Source organism: Oricola indica, from assembly GCF_019966595.1.
Classification (GTDB): domain Bacteria; phylum Pseudomonadota; class Alphaproteobacteria; order Rhizobiales; family Rhizobiaceae; genus Oricola; species Oricola indica.
The window spans coordinates 321,014-337,199 of the sequence record NZ_JAINFJ010000004.1 but is presented as its reverse complement, the minus strand read 5'-3'; the positions used below and the strand labels follow the sequence as shown (position 1 = coordinate 337,199).

Genomic DNA, 16,186 nt, shown 5'->3' with positions numbered 1-16,186 from the left:
ATATGGAAACCATATATGCATTGTCGAGCGGCGGTCTTCCGTCCGGTGTCGCGGTCGTGCGGGTATCCGGTCCCGGTGCTGGCGATGCGGTGAAGGCGTTGTCCGGATCATTTCCGGAGGCGCGAGAGGCGGCGCTTCGTTCGATTCGCAGCCGCAATGATATGGAGATCGACAGGGGACTTGTTCTCTGGTTTCCGGGTCCCGGCAGTTTCACGGGTGAAGATGTCGCTGAATTCCATCTTCATGGCGGACGGGCTGTTGTGGATCGACTTCTGGAAGAGTTGTCGGGCTTTGATGGTTTTCGGTTGGCTGAGGCGGGCGAGTTTTCAAAGCGGGCTTTCGCCAATGGAAAGTTCGACCTGACCGAGGCGGAAGGCCTCGCGGATCTCATTGCGTCGCAGACGGAAGCCCAGCGAATACTGGCGCTTTCACAGGCCTCTGGCGCTTTGAAGGGGGTGTATGAGGGCTGGCAGAAGCGCCTGCTCCATGCGCGGGCGATGATCGAAGCTGAAATCGACTTTACGGACGAAGAGGATGTTCCTGGTTCCGTTTCGGATCGTGTCTGGCAGGATATGTCGGCGCTGGCCGATGAAATGCGTCGCCATCTCGCGGGTGCGGATCGAGCCCGGGCGGTGCGAGACGGATTCCGCATCGTGATCATTGGTGCGCCGAATGCTGGCAAGTCGAGCCTTCTTAATGCGTTAGCGGGTAGCGATGTCGCTATTGTATCGGATATACCCGGGACGACGCGGGACGCGGTCGAGTCGCGGCTTTCGATCGGCGGACAATTGGTCGTCATTACCGATACGGCCGGGATTCGCGATGCGGGAGATGCAATCGAAACAGAAGGCATTCGGAGAGCCCTTGTAAAGGCTGGTGAAGCGGATCTTGTGCTCCATCTTTCGCCTGATGGGTCATGGGAAGCGATAGAAGATCTCGGGGATGTTCCGGTGTGGCGCATCGTGTCGAAAGGCGACATCAAGAACGCAGGATTCGATTCGGATGCGTTATCGATTTCGGTGCGGCAAGATGATGGCCTCGATGAACTCCTGAATCGGCTTGGTTCCCATCTCGCAGATTCTGTCGGGAATGACGTTAGCTCGCTCCCGACCCGCCAGCGGCACATCGAGAATGTGCGGTCAGCGCTGTCGGGACTTCGGAATGCGACGGAGAATGGTACTATGCCGCTGGAACTTCGTGCGGAGTCACTGCGTCTTTCGGCCTATAGCCTGGGGCGGATAACCGGACAGTTTGGCGTCGAGGACGTTCTCGGTGTCATTTTTTCAGAGTTCTGTATCGGCAAATGATTCACGTGTAACGGATCAGAAGGCCTGAATGGAATGTTTCATCAGCGGTCAGTGTTTCACGTGAAACATGGCGGGTCTTGACGCGGGCCTGATCCTGCTTCATCTCCCGGACATTCAAACAGGTGGAACCATGAAACGCGAATTCGATGTCATTGTCATCGGTGGCGGCCACGCCGGGTGCGAAGCGGCTCGCGCGGCAGCAGCCGTTGGCGCGCGAACGGCGTTGGTGACGCACTCATTCGCGACGATCGGAACGATGTCCTGCAACCCAGCCATTGGAGGGCTTGGAAAAGGACACCTGGTCCGGGAGATTGATGCGCTGGACGGGTTGATGGGCCGTGTCGCCGATGCGGCAGGTATTCAGTTCCGAATGTTGAATCGCCGCAAAGGGCCCGCTGTGCGCGGGCCGCGGACCCAGGCGGATCGCAAGCTCTACCGCGAAGCCATGCAGCGCGAAATTTTGGCCATAGAGAACCTTGAGGTCATTGAGGGTGAGGTCGCCGATCTGGAACTGGATTCATCCAGAACGGTCAGCGGCGTGATTCTGGCGGATGGAAAAACCATTTCGTGTCGCGCCGTCGTGCTCACGACCGGGACATTCCTTCGCGGCCTGATCCATATCGGTGACAAGACGATACCGGCCGGCCGAATGGGCGAGGCGCCGAGTGTTGGCCTGTCTGTAACGCTCGAGAAACTCGGCGTTCCTCTCGGCCGGTTGAAGACCGGGACGCCACCGCGTCTGGATGGCCGTACGATTAATTGGGATAGGCTTGCCATGCAGGCAGCCGATTCGGATCCGGTACCATTTTCCACGATGACGGAGCGGATCACGAATCCGCAGATTGAATGCGGGATTACCCGCACGACACCGGAAACGCATGCGATCATCGAGGCCAATCTCGGCCGGAGCGCCATGTATTCCGGGAATATCAAGGGCGTCGGTCCGCGCTACTGTCCGTCGATAGAGGACAAGATCGTCAAGTTCGGGGAACGGGATGGTCACCAGATATTTCTGGAGCCGGAAGGGCTCGACGATCATACGGTCTATCCAAACGGGATCTCCACCTCGTTGCCGGAAGAGGTGCAGAGTGCATTGCTTCGAACCATCCCCGGTCTTGAGGATGCGGTGATACTGCAGCCGGGTTATGCGATCGAATATGATCATGTCGATCCGCGGGCGCTTGAAGTGTCGCTGCAGCTGCGTGGGACCTCCGGTTTTTTCCTGGCCGGGCAGATCAACGGAACAACCGGATATGAAGAGGCGGGAGCGCAGGGTCTCGTCGCGGGGCTGAATGCTGCGCGTCAGGCTTCCGGTGGAGATCCGGTCGTTTTCAGCCGAACGGACTCCTATATCGGCGTGATGATTGACGACCTCGTCTCTCGCGGGGTTTCGGAACCCTATCGCATGTTTACGTCGCGAGCGGAGTACAGGCTTTCCTTGCGTATCGATAATGCGGATATGCGTCTGACTCCGATGGCGATCGAGATTGGTTTGGCCGGGAGTGTCCGCAGGACTCATTTCGACGCGGTTCGCGGAGACCTGAATGCTGCTCGTGATTTTGCAAAAGCCCATGCGGTCACGCCGCAGGAGGCTATTCGATTCGGACTCGAAATCAATCAGGATGGCGTCCGTCGTTCGGCGTATGATCTGATGTCCTATCCATCCGTCTCTTCAGACGATATTGCTCGTATTTGGCCAGAATTCTCGGAATTCCCTGCTTTGATTCGGGAGCGTCTCGAAATTGAAGCGCAATATGCGGTCTATTTGAGACGTCAGGAGGCGGATATCGCGGTTGTGCGCCGGGAGGAGCAAACGGCGATTCCAGCCGATATGGATTATTCTATTATCGCGGGGCTTTCGAATGAGCTGCGACAGAAGCTGGAAAGCCGGAAGCCCGAGACACTGGCAGCGGCGCAGCGCATAGAAGGCATGACGCCGGCGGCGATTGCGCTGGTCATCGCCCATATTCAGCAGCAGCGGCGCGCTGCGAAGCCGCGCGTCGCTTGATCATGGTCGGAAACGCTGCCTTCGACGATGCCGATTTCCTGGGCGGTGTTTCACGTGAAACACATGCGCGCTTGCGTGATTACGCGGCGCTTTATGAGAAGTGGTCGCCGAGGATCAATCTGACCGCACCGTCCACGCAGAAAGATTTCTGGCGGCGCCATATCGCAGACAGCGCTCAACTCTTCGATCTCGCGCCTGAGGCGCAACACTGGGCGGATCTCGGTTCGGGCGGCGGATTTCCGGGCATGGTGATCGCGATACTTCTGCAGGATCAACCGGATGCGCGGGTTGAGTTGATCGAAAGCAACCGGAAGAAAACGGCGTTTCTACAGGCGGTCAAGGCACAATGTGCACCGTCGGCGATCATCCATCCTGCCCGTATCGAGGCAGCAATCCCGGCGATGAAAAGGCCCGATATCGTAACGGCGCGGGCGTTGGCTGCGCTGCCGGCGCTTCTCGATATGACCTCGGCCTGGCTCTCGTCCGGTACGCGCGCTCTGTTTCACAAAGGCCGTGGATATGCCGGCGAGATCGAAGAAAGCCGTGCCAAACACGTTTTCGATCTGGTAATACATAAGAGCCGGATCGACGCGGATTCCGTCATTCTCGAAATCTCGAATCTGCAACCGAAACCGGCCTGAATCTTTCCTGCAACCGGGGACTTTCGATGTCGGATCGTTGTCGCGTGATAACCATAGCGAATCAGAAGGGCGGCGTGGGGAAGACGACCACGGCGATCAATCTGGCGACCGCGCTTGCCGCTATCGGCGAGCGCGTTCTCATTGTCGATCTCGATCCGCAGGGCAACGCGTCCACCGGGCTCGGTATCGACCGCGAAGATCGCGAAGTTTCCTCCTATGACGTCCTTCTCGGTGAGGCTGACGCGCTTGACGCGGCTGTGCCAACGGCTGTGCCCAATCTCTCCATTGTTCCATCGACAATGGACCTACTGGGCGTCGAGATGGAGATTTCGGGCAAGCAGGATCGCGTATTCAGGCTGCGGTCCGCGCTCGATCGCGTCTCGACCCGGTTCAACTATGTGCTGGTGGACTGCCCTCCGTCGCTCAATCTCCTGACGCTCAATGCAATGGCGGCCGCCGATTCTATCCTCGTGCCGCTGCAAACGGAGTTCTTCGCGCTCGAAGGCCTGAGCCAGCTTCTCAAGACCGTCGACCAGGTCAAACGGTCGATTAATCCGAAGCTCGAAATCCAGGGTATCGTGCTCACCATGTTCGACAAGCGCAACAACCTTGCCTTGCAGGTCGTCGAGGATGTGCGGTCGCATCTTGGAGACAAGGTCTACGAGACGGTCATCCCGCGCAATGTCCGGGTCTCGGAGGCACCATCGCATGGAAAACCGGCGATCCTTTACGATCTGGGTTGCGCCGGCAGCCAGGCCTATCTGCAACTGGCGTCGGAAGTGATCCGGCGTGAACGCCGGCTGACGGCGGCCTGAAGCGATTCGATAACGAAACAAACGGTACGACCATGGCAGACGACGCTTCCCGCAAAAGACTTGGACGCGGCCTCGCGGCACTGATCGGTGAAATGGACCAGCCCGCGGAAGAGGCGAAGCAGCCGCAACCCGCCGATCGCCGGCTGCCGATCGAGTTTGTCGTCCGCAATCCGAACAATCCGCGCCGCGAATTCGCCGAGGAAGACCTGGCCGATCTCGCGGCTTCGATCCGCGAGCATGGCATTATCCAGCCTGTCGTCGTGCGTCCGCAGGCCGGCCATGCCGACATGTTCGAGATTATCGCGGGCGAGCGGCGCTGGCGTGCTGCCCAGCGGGCCGGGCTTGTCGATATCCCCGTCATTATCCGTGACGTGGACGACAAGATCGCGCTCGAACTGGCGATCATCGAGAACGTCCAGCGTGCCGATCTCAATCCGATCGAGGAAGCGGGCGGATATCAGCGGCTTCTTGACGAATATGCCTATACCCAGGCCGACCTTGGTGATGTCATCGGCAAGAGCCGAAGCCATGTCGCCAACACGCTGCGCCTTCTCAAGCTGCCGGATCCCGTCCGCGAGCAGGTTCGTATCGGTGCATTGTCGGCCGGCCATGCGCGGGCATTGATCACCGCGTCCGATCCGGAATCCCTTGCGCGTCGCATAGTCGAAGGCGGTCTTTCGGTGCGACAGGCAGAACAACTTGCGCAAGACGCGGACGGTACGCAAAAGACCAGCCGGTCCGTCGGCGCTGCCGCCAAACAGAAAGACGCCGATACGCTGGCCCTGGAGAAATTGTTGACCGATCAACTCGGCTTACGTGTCGAAATCGCCCATAGCGGTCAGGGCGGGGAACTGAAGGTTCGCTACAAGACTTTGGAACAGCTCGATTCGCTTTGCCATCGGCTTCAGGGCGTCTGAATTCCCGATATTATAAGCCGGCTAACGTCTTCTTGCGCTTTGTATCGTGATGGCGAGCAAAGCCGTTCTCGCAACCGGCACCGTCAACGCCGAATTCATGCGGCTTTCCAGAACGCAATCCTGTAACCGTCTCAATGCGTGGCGAATTCCTTGTGCCGTCCAGCGTGTCAGCGCCTGTTCCACCGTCTTGCGGCGGGTAAAAAACACCGGCGGCCGTGCGGCGGCGATGACGGCACCCGCCGGCTTTCCCGATTTGTCCATTTCGGCGCGCAGAAGATCGAGCTGCTGGAATTGTCGGATCGCTGCGGCAAGCAGCGGCTGGGGATTCGATCCGCCGGAAATGAAGGCTTGCATTGAATCGTCGAAATCCGCCAACCTGCCGGTTATGACCGCATCTACGACTTCATCGAAGGAGACCGCCGACGCGTCGCCGATACTCTGGCGCGCCATGTCGAGCGTGATTTCCTCCTCGCCATGGGCATAGAGCGCAAGTTTCTCGAGTTCGCCCCGCGACGCGCGCCGGTCGCCCCCGATATGATCCTGGATATAGCGACGCGCATCGAGCGACAGGCGCTGACCCGCTTCGCCGAACGTGGCGTCGATCAGTCCGTTGAGAGTCTGCGCGTTGTCGGCATAACAAGGGAGTGTGATCCCGTTTGGCGATTTCTCGACGATCGCCCGAAGGCCGGTTCCCTTCTTCAGGTCGCCTGCCTCGACAAGGAGTTTCACGGCGTCGGGCGGTTCCTTGAGGATTTTCTCGATGTTTGCCGAGACGTCCTTGTGATTGCCCGCATTGCGGATCCAGATCAGCCGGTCGCCGCCGAACATCGCAACCGTATATGCTTCATCGACCAGGCGAACGGGATCGCTTGCCAGTTCATTGGCGTCCAGCTTGATGGTGGAAAAGGTGTCGGAAAGATCGACACCGGTCGAACGCGCCAGCCTTTCGGCCCGCTCGGAAACCAGGCCACGGTCCGGCCCATAAACGAGATAGACGAGCCTCGAAGTGTCCGGTTTCGCGAGGAACCGGTCGACTTCACCGGCCTTGAGTTCGCTCACGCCTACTGCCTGCCTGCGCGCGCCAGGTCGGCGGCGAGCAATGCGCGAATTCGTTCGGCGACGTCGCGGGCGGCCCGGTTCTCGGCATCCCGCTCGGCGCGCGCATTGGCGAATTCCTGGCCCGAAACATCATAGGACGCTGACGCACTGGCACGACGTGCGGAGATCTTCGTCTCGTCGACCGTGTCGGTCAGGGTGTAATTCGTGGTCACGGTGACGGTGCTCGCGGTCGGTTCGCCATCGGTTGGCGTCTGGATGACGAGCGTTCCGCGATTCGATCTCGAAACCTTGAGGTCGAGTTCGTATGCCGGATTGGCCGGCTGGCCCGACCCGCCATTCAGGAGGAAGATCAGCGCGTTCCGCACCTGCTGACCGACCCGATCGTCAGCCGGCTTAACATATATCGAGGCAAGCGCTGCATTTTGAACGGTGGATGCCGGACCCGAGGGCGCATAGAGCGGCTGAACCGTGCAGGCCGTGGCCAGAAAGCCCGTGATGGCGAGGGCGGCGATCTTCGCGCCAATTCTTATCATCGAACAAGCCTTTTCATTGCAATCGGGCTCCCGTCTGCATCAGGCGACAATGTTGACGATGCGGTTGGGAACCACAATGATTTTTTTCGGCGCGGCCCCGCCGAGGTGATGAATGACGAAATCCGCCTCCAGCGCCAACTTTTCGATCGACTCCTTGTCGGCGTCCTTGCCCACGGAGATTTCGCCGCGGCGCTTTCCGTTGATCTGGACCGGGAGCGTGATCGTATCCTCGCGGACGAGGTCCGGGTCGAATTCAGGCCATGCGGTTTCGGCGACCATGGTCTCGTGGCCAAGAACGCGCCAGCATTCCTCCGCAAGATGCGGCATGACCGGTGCGATGACCTGCACCAGGATCGAAAGCGCCTCATGGGCGGCTGCCTTGTCGGCCGGAGCTCCCTTTCCGGCTTTTTCTGCCGCCGGAGCGATTTCGTTGACCAGTTCGTGCACGCGGGCGATGGCACGGTTGAAGCCGAGCCGTGACAGGTCTTCGCCGATCGCCTTCAGCGCCTTGTGGGCCGCCTTGCGCATGGCGAGCGCTTCTGCGCCGGCCTCGTCGGGATTTCCCGGAGCGATTGTCGGTGCCGCGCCGGATACGACGCGCCAGATCCGCTGGACGAAACGGTGCGCGCCCTCGGCGCCGCGATCGCTCCATTCCACGTCGCGGTCGGGTGGCGAATCGGAAAGCATGAACCAGCGCGCGGTGTCAGCGCCGTAACTCTGGGTGATTTCTTCCGGCCCGATCGTGTTCTTCTTCGATTTGGACATCTTCTCCAAAGAACCGATCGCGGCTTCCTCGCCGGTTTCGATCACGATGGCGCGGCGCTTTCCGCCATTGTCCTCCAGGCGAATCTCGGATGGCGCATGCCATTGCCCCTTCGCGCTGGTTCCAGTGCGGTAGGTCTCGTGCACCACCATGCCCTGGGTAAACAGGCCCTTGAATGGTTCGGCGAGGTCGAGATGGCCGGTTTCGCGCATCGCGCGGGTGAAGAAGCGCGAATAGAGCAGATGCAGGATCGCGTGTTCGATGCCGCCGATATACTGGTCGACCGGCAACCAGTCATTGGCCGCGACCGGATCGGTCGGGTTGTCGGCTTTCGGTGCGGTAAAGCGTGCGAAATACCAGGACGAATCGACGAACGTATCCATCGTATCGGTTTCGCGTTTCGCGGCTTTTCCGCAGGCGGGGCAGTTCACGTCGCGCCAGGTCGGATGGCGATCAAGCGGATTGCCAGGCTTCTCGAAGTCGATATCGTCGGGCAATTTAACCGGAAGATCGGCTTTCGGTACTGGAACGACACCGCAATCATCGCAGTGAATGACCGGGATCGGGCATCCCCAGTAGCGTTGCCGCGAAATACCCCAGTCGCGCAGGCGGAAACGCACCTTGCGCTCGGCCTGCGGGGCGTTCCCGATTGCCGTTTCCTCGAGCCGTTTCGCCACTTCTTCGAAGGCGGCTTCCGGGCTCATGCCGTCGAGAAAGCGCGAATTGATCATGACGCCATCATCGACATAAGCCTCCTCGGTGACCTGGAAGGTCGCCGCATCAGCATCCTTCGGCATGACAACCGGGATGACCGGCAGGCCGTATTTGTTGGCGAAATCGAGGTCGCGCTGATCGCCAGACGGACAGCCGAAAATCGCGCCGGTGCCGTAATCCATCAGCACGAAATTGGCGACATAGACCGGCAGCGTCCAGCTGGCATCGAAGGGATGGACAACCCGGATACCGGTGTCGAAGCCCTTCTTCTCGGCTGTTTCGAGCTCTGCGACCGAGGTGCCAGCACGCCGGCATTCCTCGCAGAAGGCCGCAAGGTCCGGATTGTTTTCCGCGGCCTTTTTCGCCAGCGGATGATCGGCCGCGATCGCCATGAACGAAGCGCCGAAGATGGTGTCGGGGCGGGTCGTGTAGACCTCGAGCTCGGTCTCGCCTTGCGGGGCCGTGTCCCCGGTCAGCTCCCAGCGGATCTGCAGACCCTCGGACCTGCCGATCCAGTTGCGCTGCATGACGCGCACTTTCTCCGGCCATTCGTCGAGCGTGTCGAGCGAATCAAGCAGATCCTGGGAAAAATCCGTGATCTTGAAGAACCATTGCGTCAGTTCGCGCTGCTCGACCGGAGCGCCTGAGCGCCAGCCGCAGCCATCGATCACCTGTTCGTTGGCGAGCACGGTCATGTCCACCGGGTCCCAGTTCACCTTGGACTGTTTGCGGTAGACAAGGCCCTTGTCGAGGAAATCGACGAACAGCATCTGCTGGCGATGATAGTAATCGACATCGCAGGTGGCGAATTCGCGCGACCAGTCGATCGACAGGCCCATCAGCTTGAGCTGCTCGCGCATCGTCTCGATATTGGCGTAGGTCCATTCGCCGGGATGGACCTTGTTCTGCATCGCGGCGTTTTCAGCCGGCATGCCGAAGGCGTCCCAGCCCATGGGATGCAGCACGTTGTAGCCGAGCGCGCGGCGGTGGCGTGCGACGACGTCCCCCATCGTGTAGTTGCGCGTGTGGCCGATATGGATGCGGCCCGACGGGTAGGGGAACATTTCCAGCACGTAGTATTTCGGCCGCGGGTCGTCGTTGTCGGTCTCGAAAAGCTTCGCGTCCGCCCAGGCCTTTTGCCATTTCGGTTCGGCTTCGCGCGGATTGTATCGTTCGGTCGTCATGGAGTTGAAACTCTTGAATTCTTCGTGGCGGCGTGCAGGTTTGCGCCGCGAAACAAATCAACGGTCTCTTGCCGGTAAAAGGGCAAGCCGTCAACAACCGGCCGGATCGGCCAGAACGAAGCCGGAGGCATGCATGTCGGCAGTGGATGGTTTGAAGGACGTGCGAAGCCGCGTCGATTCGGCAGCGCGGGAGGCGGGTCGCCAAAGCCAGGATGTCGAGCTGATCGCCGTTTCCAAGACCTTTGACGCCGACGCGATCCGGCCGGTGCTGGACGCGGGCCAGAGGGTGTTCGGCGAAAACCGCGTCCAGGAAGCGCAGGGCAAATGGCCGGGTCTGAAAGCCGACTATGCCGATGTCGAGTTGCATCTGATCGGGCCGCTGCAATCCAACAAGACGAAGGAAGCGGTCGCCCTTTTCGACGTGATCCAGACGGTCGACCGCGAGAAAATCGCGCGCGCCATCGCGAAGGAAATCGAAAAACAGGGCAAACCTATGCGGCTCTATGTCGAGGTCAATACGGGCATGGAACCGCAAAAAGCCGGGATCGCGCCGGATGATTGCGCGGCATTCATCAAACTTTGCCGCGATGAACTTGGCCTGACGGTCGAGGGGCTGATGTGCATTCCGCCCTTCGATGAAAACCCGGGACCGCATTTCGCGCTGTTGCGAAAGCTCGCCGGCGAGAACGATGTCGAGAAGTTGTCGATGGGCATGTCAGGCGATTTCGAAACGGCTATCGGGTTTGGTGCGACCAGCGTGCGGGTCGGCACTGCGATCTTTGGCGGGCGCTAAATGGACGTGATTTTGGTACGAAATCAGCGCTGACTTTTCAGTTTGAATAGGGCATGTTCCGCGCGGGGTGACCGAATTTACGCTTCATCTGGAGAACATGGCATGAAATCGAGATTGGCGAGACTGGCATTGGGTGTGGTCGTCGCGACGGCGATGCTGACCGGTGTCGGGCACGCGGCCCAGTGCGGCAACAATGCCGGCGGCTTCGAGCGCTGGAAGGCCCAGTTCGCGGCCGAAGCCAAGGCGAACGGCATTCGAAACAGGGGGCTGCAGGCGCTTGCTGGCACCCGCTACGCAACAAAGACCATCCACGCCGACCGCAATCAGAAGAGTTTCCGCTATTCGCTGCAGAAGTTCATGCAGGTGCGTGGTTCCAGCACGATCATCTCGCAGGGCAGGCGGCGCAAGGCGTCCAACGCCAGCTTCTTCTCGGCGATCGAGCGCAAATACGGCGTTCCGGCCGGGCCGCTCCTTGCCATCCATGGCATGGAAACCGGATTTGGCCGTTTCATGGGCAACGCCAATGTCGTCTCGGCCATCGCGACGCTCGCCTATGATTGCCGCCGCTCGGCGTTTTTCACCGAACACCTTTATGCCGCGCTTCAGCTGGTCGATCGTGGGGTCCTGTCTTCAAAAACCCGAGGCGCGATGCATGGCGAGGTCGGGCACACGCAGTTCCTGCCGGGCAGCGTTCTTCGCTATGGCGTCGATGGCGACGGCAATGGACGGGTCGATCTGGCGGGATCGCAGTGGGACGCGCTCGCCTCGACGGCGAATTTCCTGCGCGCGCATGGATGGCGGCGCGGTGCCGGATATCAGCCGGGACAGGCGAATTTCCGGGCGATCCAGGGCTGGAATGCCGCCGGGGTCTACCAGAAGGCCATCGCCATCATGGCCGCGGAAATCGACAAGTAAAACTCAAACAGAAAAAGCCCGCATCCTCGTGGATGCGGGCCTGATACGCATTCGAAGGCGAGAAAGGCCTCAGCCTTCCTTCGGCTCGAGAACCTGGCGACCGCGATACATGCCGGTCTTCAGGTCGATATGGTGCGGACGGCGCAGTTCGCCGGAATTCTTGTCCTCGACATAGGACGGGTTTTTCAGTGCGTCAGTCGAACGGCGCATGCCGCGCTTCGAGCGGGTCACTTTTCGCTTCGGAACAGCCATTTTACGTCTCCAGTTACATCAGGCGAGCCGGTGTGCTGACCGCTCCGGTCGACAATCGCCCGACATGTGCTTGAAAAAGATTGCGGGCCTATACACGCTCAAATGCGTCTTGACCAGACTCGCCGGCAAATTTTGTGCCGCTCTCAGTAGAGGCAGCGGACATAAGCGCCGGATGAGGCCGCGCGTCCGAGTATGACATTCGCCAACCGGCTGAGCCGCGGTCCGGGGGATAGCGGGTCGCGCTGATATGGGTTCGGCAGGGTCACCGCCAGGAGCGCCGCCTGTCGCGCGGTCAATTCGGATGCCGGGCGACCGAAATAGGTCCAGCTTGCCGCCTCGATGCCGTAAATGCCGTCACCCCACTCGGCGATGTTCAGGTAAATCTCCATGATCCGTTTTTTCGGCAGGACGAGATCGATCCATACCGCCAACGGCACTTCCAGGCCCTTTCGCAGAAAGGAGCGGCTGGACCAAAGGAACAGGTTCTTGGCGGTCTGCATGGTGATGGTGGATGCTCCACGCGTCGGAGAACCGTCCAGCGCATCGATGATAACCGCGTTCAGGGCGCCCCAGTCGACGCCGTTATGGGTACAAAACTGACCGTCTTCGGACATCATGACGGACTGGACCAGGACGGGAGCGATCGCGTCGAACTCGACCCAGTCGCGCTCCCAGTGCCTGAGCAGCACGGTGTCGCGCAGCATCAGGGTCGATATCGGACGGACCGCCTCGATGCGATAAAGGGCGGCAACCACGACCGGCGCGATCAGCAGAACCGCAAGACCGATCAGCCCGTAGCGCAGCACGCGGGCGCCGCGATTGCGCCACGCCGCAGCGGACCAGCGGGATTTTTTCTTCCCGGAGGATGCGTTTCCGCTTTTCCTGCCGGCCGCGGCGGCGGTTTTCCGTTTCGGGGCCAAATCGTCGATGGTCCTGGGCGTTGCGTATCTGCCGGGCGCGGCGTCGCAGATTCCTAGGCAATTCGACGGGACCCCGCAACATGGATCGTGTTGCGGACTTGACCGGAACGCGCGGAGCGGCCATCGGAAAGCCATGTCCGACACGTCTTTCACTCGAGCGCTCACCGCTCGCGCCGCCGAAATCGAAACCTATCTGGAGCAGGTGCTCGGTTCCGTCGCGTTGCCGGGCGAGACGATGCGTCCGGAACGCCTCATGGCGGCGATTCGTCACGGTGTTCTGAATGGAGGGAAGCGCTTCCGGCCGTTCCTCGTCCTTGAGACAGCACGGCTGTTCGGCGCAGCGGAGGGTCAGGCGTTACCGGCCGCCGCCGCGCTGGAATGCGTGCACTGCTATTCCCTGATCCATGACGATCTGCCGGCCATGGATGATGATGACATGCGTCGGGGCCAGCCTACGGTTCACCGCGCCTATGACGAAGCGGCGGCGATTCTCGCCGGTGACAGCCTGCTGACCTTCGCCTTTGATCTGGTGAGCGGTCGGGACAACGGATTGCCTGGCGATATCCGGGCCGAGCTGGCCAACCGGCTGGCGCGTGCCGCGGGCTTTGGCGGCATGGCCGGGGGACAGGCGCTGGATTTGGCCGCGGCGGAGCAGAAACCGGACGCCGACGGTATCGTCACGCTGCAGGCGATGAAGACGGGCGCGCTGATCCGGTTTGCCTGCGAGGCCGGGGCGCTGGTCGCCGGCGCAGGCGATGAGGATGTCGCCCGCATGCGGTCCTTCGGAGAGATCATCGGTCTCGCTTTCCAACTGGCCGACGACCTGCTTGACGTGACTCAGACGCCGACAGCCATGGGCAAGGCGACGGGAAAGGATGCCGACGCGGGCAAGGCGACGCTGGTCAGCCTGCGCGGGGAAGACTGGGCGCGGGGCGAACTGGGCCGGCTGGTCGGTTCGGCGGAAGCGCTTCTTGCTCCGTTTGGTGCGAAGGGAACGGTGCTTGCCGAGGCGGCGCGGTTCGTCGCCGATCGTCAATCGTAGCCTGGAAGCGATCCTGAAAACTCTAAAATTCAGGGATCGATTCGGAAACGGAATGGGTCAGTTCCGGACAACGACGCATGAAGCGCCGGCGATTCGGAGCCGATTGCACAGATCGCTCGCTTCGCGCCTGTCGGACGCTCCGATCTGGACCACATGCATCGCCTTGAGACCGATCGCGCCGCGCTTGGCGAAAATCGCGGGTTCGACATCGCCTATGATCCGCGCGTGGCGATCGCGGATGCGTTCCCATTTCTTCACCGCGATCCCGAGATTGAAATTGCCGGCGACCTGCACGCCCCAGGGCGGAATGTCGGTCGATGCATAGAGGGTGGCCGTCGCCGGTCTCACCGGCAGTGCGCGGCATGCCTCCGCGAAGGGCTTTTCGGCGTCGAGCGGCTGCTGGATGTCGTCTTCGGTCATGTTGCGAAAATTTTCCGCGGACTTGCCGAGAATGGTCAGGACATAGTCCTCGGTCTCGTATGGCAGGCGTCCGCCACGCACCAGCCAGCGCGAAACGCGCTCCTCCCCGGAATTGTAGGCTGCGGCGGCAAGGCCGAGATTGCCGAAATCCCGGCGCAGATCGGCGAGATAGGCCGCCGACGCCGGAAGTGCCTGTTCCGGATCGAATGGATTGCGCAGTTTGCGCCGCAGGGCGGTCGCCGGCATGAATTGCGCGATGCCCTGCGCACCGACCGGCGAGACGGCATTGATGTCGAACCGGCTTTCCTTCCAGATGAGGCGGGCGAAAAACGGGCGCGGCAATCCATGCTCGTCCGCAGATGCCGCGATCATGTCGCACAAGGCGCCGATATCGTAGGTTTTCTTGTCCTCGTCGGGATCAACGCGCTCGAAATCGGCATCCGGAGACGCACCGTCGAGTTGCAACGGCAGGACGACGCGAACGCCGTCATCTTCGGCAAATCCAGGATGAGCGGACAGGAGCAGCGCCGCGATAGCGGAAAGGGCGCGATTTGCGGCGGACACCGCCCCTCGCCGCCTTCTCATTAGCCGGCTTTCCTTTGCGTTCCGTCACCGAATCGCTGTTCGATATAGTCGCTGACCATCGCCTGGAAATCGCGCGCTATGTCGGGGCCGCGCAGGGTCGCCGCTTTCTTGCCGTCGATAAAGACCGGTGCGGCCGGTGTTTCGCCGGTGCCAGGCAGGGAAATGCCGATATCGGCGTGTTTGGATTCGCCGGGTCCGTTGACGATGCAGCCCATCACCGCGACCTTCAGATTCTCGACGCCGGGATACTTGTCGCGCCAGACCGGCATGTTTTCGCGCAAATCGCCCTCGATCGTCTGGGCGAGCTCCTGAAAGACGGTCGAGGTTGTCCGGCCGCAGCCCGGACATGCGGCGACGACGGGCAGAAACTGGCGGAAGCCCATGGTCTGAAGCAGTTCCTGCGCGACTTGGACCTCGCGGGTGCGGTCGCCTCCGGGTTCCGGCGTCAGGGAGATGCGGATCGTGTCGCCGATTCCCTGTTGCAGCAGGATGCCCATGGCCGCGGAGGACGCCACGACGCCCTTCGTGCCCATGCCGGCCTCGGTGAGGCCGAGATGCAGGGCATGGTCGCTTCGGCGGGCCATTTCGATATAGACGGCGATAAGGTCCTGCACCTGGCTGACCTTGGCCGACAGGATGATCTTCGAGCGCGGCAGGCCGACATCCTCGGCGAGGTCGGCTGAAAGCAGCGCCGATTGGACGATGGCTTCGCGGGTTACCTCGCGGGCGGTCAGCGGTGCGCCGTTCGCGTGGTTCTCGTCCATCAGGCGCGTGAGCAGTTCCTGGTCGAGCGAGCCCCAATTGACGCCAATGCGTACCGGCTTGTCGTGGCGGATGGCCATCTCGACGATATCGGTGAACTGGCGGTCGCGTTTTTCGCGGAAACCCACATTGCCGGGATTGATCCGGTACTTGGCGAGGGCTTCGGCGCAGGCCGGGTGATCGGCGAGAAGCTTGTGGCCGATATAGTGGAAATCGCCGACCAGCGGCACGAAGACGCCAAGCCGCTCCAGCCTTTCGCGGATCTTCGGCACGGCCGCGGCGCTCTCGTCTCGATCCACCGTGATGCGCACGATCTCCGAGCCGGCGCGATGCAATGCCGCTACTTGCGCGACTGTCGCGTCGATATCGGCCGTGTCTGTGTTGGTCATGGACTGGACGACGACCGGCGCGTCGCCGCCGACGATCACGCCGCCGACATCGACGCCCACGGTGCGGTGGCGGAGAAGGGGTTCGCTCTGGTACTGGCTCATCGGTTACCTGTGCCTGCCATTGGCGGCTTCCATATCGTGTCGCCGGATCGGGCGCAATCGCGCCC

15 protein-coding genes are annotated in these 16,186 nt (G+C 61.2%); 8 read left to right on the top strand and 7 right to left on the bottom strand.

Annotated elements, in window-relative coordinates; translation table 11 throughout:
* Nucleotides 1-2: 2 nt before the first annotated feature.
* The 5 genes from mnmE to LC343_RS13245 all read left to right on the top strand — a co-directional run bounded on the left by mnmE (nt 3) and on the right by LC343_RS13245 (nt 5,688).
* Nucleotides 3-1,307 (top strand): tRNA uridine-5-carboxymethylaminomethyl(34) synthesis GTPase MnmE, encoded by a 1,305-nt coding sequence (mnmE, locus tag LC343_RS13265; protein WP_223477616.1) that lies wholly within the window; start codon nt 3-5, stop codon nt 1,305-1,307.
* 130 nt (nt 1,308-1,437) lie between these two features.
* Nucleotides 1,438-3,315 (top strand): tRNA uridine-5-carboxymethylaminomethyl(34) synthesis enzyme MnmG, encoded by a 1,878-nt coding sequence (gene mnmG / locus LC343_RS13260; RefSeq protein WP_223477615.1) that lies wholly within the window; start codon nt 1,438-1,440, stop codon nt 3,313-3,315.
* A 2-nt stretch (nt 3,316-3,317) separates the two neighbouring features.
* Nucleotides 3,318-3,956 carry a 16S rRNA (guanine(527)-N(7))-methyltransferase RsmG gene (gene rsmG / locus LC343_RS13255; protein ID WP_223477614.1) on the top strand — a complete coding sequence of 213 codons (639 nt, stop codon included), beginning with the start codon at nt 3,318-3,320 and terminating at the stop codon, nt 3,954-3,956.
* Nucleotides 3,957-3,982: 26 nt separating this feature from the next.
* Entirely contained in the window at nt 3,983-4,771 is a 789-nt protein-coding gene (locus LC343_RS13250) for a ParA family protein (protein ID WP_223477613.1), read from the top strand.
* Nucleotides 4,772-4,803: 32 nt separating this feature from the next.
* Nucleotides 4,804-5,688 (top strand): ParB/RepB/Spo0J family partition protein, encoded by an 885-nt coding sequence (locus LC343_RS13245; RefSeq protein ID WP_223477612.1) that lies wholly within the window; start codon nt 4,804-4,806, stop codon nt 5,686-5,688.
* A 21-nt stretch (nt 5,689-5,709) separates the two neighbouring features.
* Here the strand turns inward: LC343_RS13245 and holA are convergent, their stop codons facing one another.
* From holA to leuS, 3 genes are read right to left on the bottom strand one after another with little or no spacing between them, the layout of a single operon-like run.
* Nucleotides 5,710-6,747, bottom strand: a complete 1,038-nt coding sequence (gene holA / locus LC343_RS13240) for a DNA polymerase III subunit delta (protein WP_223477611.1) — start codon at nt 6,745-6,747, stop codon at nt 5,710-5,712.
* Between the two features lie 2 nt (nt 6,748-6,749).
* Nucleotides 6,750-7,280, bottom strand: coding sequence for an LPS assembly lipoprotein LptE (lptE, locus tag LC343_RS13235; RefSeq protein ID WP_223477610.1), 531 nt, complete (start codon nt 7,278-7,280; stop codon nt 6,750-6,752).
* 39 nt (nt 7,281-7,319) lie between these two features.
* Entirely contained in the window at nt 7,320-9,941 is a 2,622-nt protein-coding gene (gene leuS, locus LC343_RS13230; protein WP_223477609.1) for a leucine--tRNA ligase, read from the bottom strand.
* A gap of 133 nt (nt 9,942-10,074) precedes the next feature.
* On the opposite strand from leuS, the gene LC343_RS13225 reads away from it, so the two are divergent.
* Nucleotides 10,075-10,734 (top strand): YggS family pyridoxal phosphate-dependent enzyme, encoded by a 660-nt coding sequence (locus LC343_RS13225; RefSeq protein ID WP_223477608.1) that lies wholly within the window; start codon nt 10,075-10,077, stop codon nt 10,732-10,734.
* 102 nt (nt 10,735-10,836) lie between these two features.
* A complete protein-coding gene (locus tag LC343_RS13220; RefSeq protein ID WP_428982551.1) occupies nt 10,837-11,649 on the top strand; it encodes a lytic murein transglycosylase in 813 nt (270 codons plus the stop codon).
* Between the two features lie 69 nt (nt 11,650-11,718).
* On the opposite strand, the gene rpmF is transcribed toward LC343_RS13220, so the two are convergent.
* Both rpmF and mtgA read right to left on the bottom strand, forming a co-directional pair.
* Nucleotides 11,719-11,901, bottom strand: a complete 183-nt coding sequence (gene rpmF / locus LC343_RS13215; protein WP_223477607.1) for a 50S ribosomal protein L32 — start codon at nt 11,899-11,901, stop codon at nt 11,719-11,721.
* 143 nt (nt 11,902-12,044) lie between these two features.
* Complete coding sequence (gene mtgA, locus LC343_RS13210) at nt 12,045-12,707, bottom strand: monofunctional biosynthetic peptidoglycan transglycosylase (RefSeq protein ID WP_223477606.1); 663 nt, start codon at nt 12,705-12,707, stop codon at nt 12,045-12,047.
* 247 nt (nt 12,708-12,954) lie between these two features.
* Here mtgA and LC343_RS13205 point away from each other — a divergent pair, with 247 nt between their 5' ends.
* A complete protein-coding gene (locus LC343_RS13205; protein ID WP_223477605.1) occupies nt 12,955-13,863 on the top strand; it encodes a polyprenyl synthetase family protein in 909 nt (302 codons plus the stop codon).
* 57 nt (nt 13,864-13,920) lie between these two features.
* Here LC343_RS13205 and LC343_RS13200 read toward each other — a convergent pair whose 3' ends face one another.
* Entirely contained in the window at nt 13,921-14,847 is a 927-nt protein-coding gene (locus tag LC343_RS13200) for a lytic transglycosylase domain-containing protein (protein ID WP_223477604.1), read from the bottom strand.
* 20 nt (nt 14,848-14,867) lie between these two features.
* Nucleotides 14,868-16,121 (bottom strand): flavodoxin-dependent (E)-4-hydroxy-3-methylbut-2-enyl-diphosphate synthase, encoded by a 1,254-nt coding sequence (ispG, locus tag LC343_RS13195; RefSeq protein WP_223477603.1) that lies wholly within the window; start codon nt 16,119-16,121, stop codon nt 14,868-14,870.
* Nucleotides 16,122-16,186: the final 65 nt, after the last annotated feature.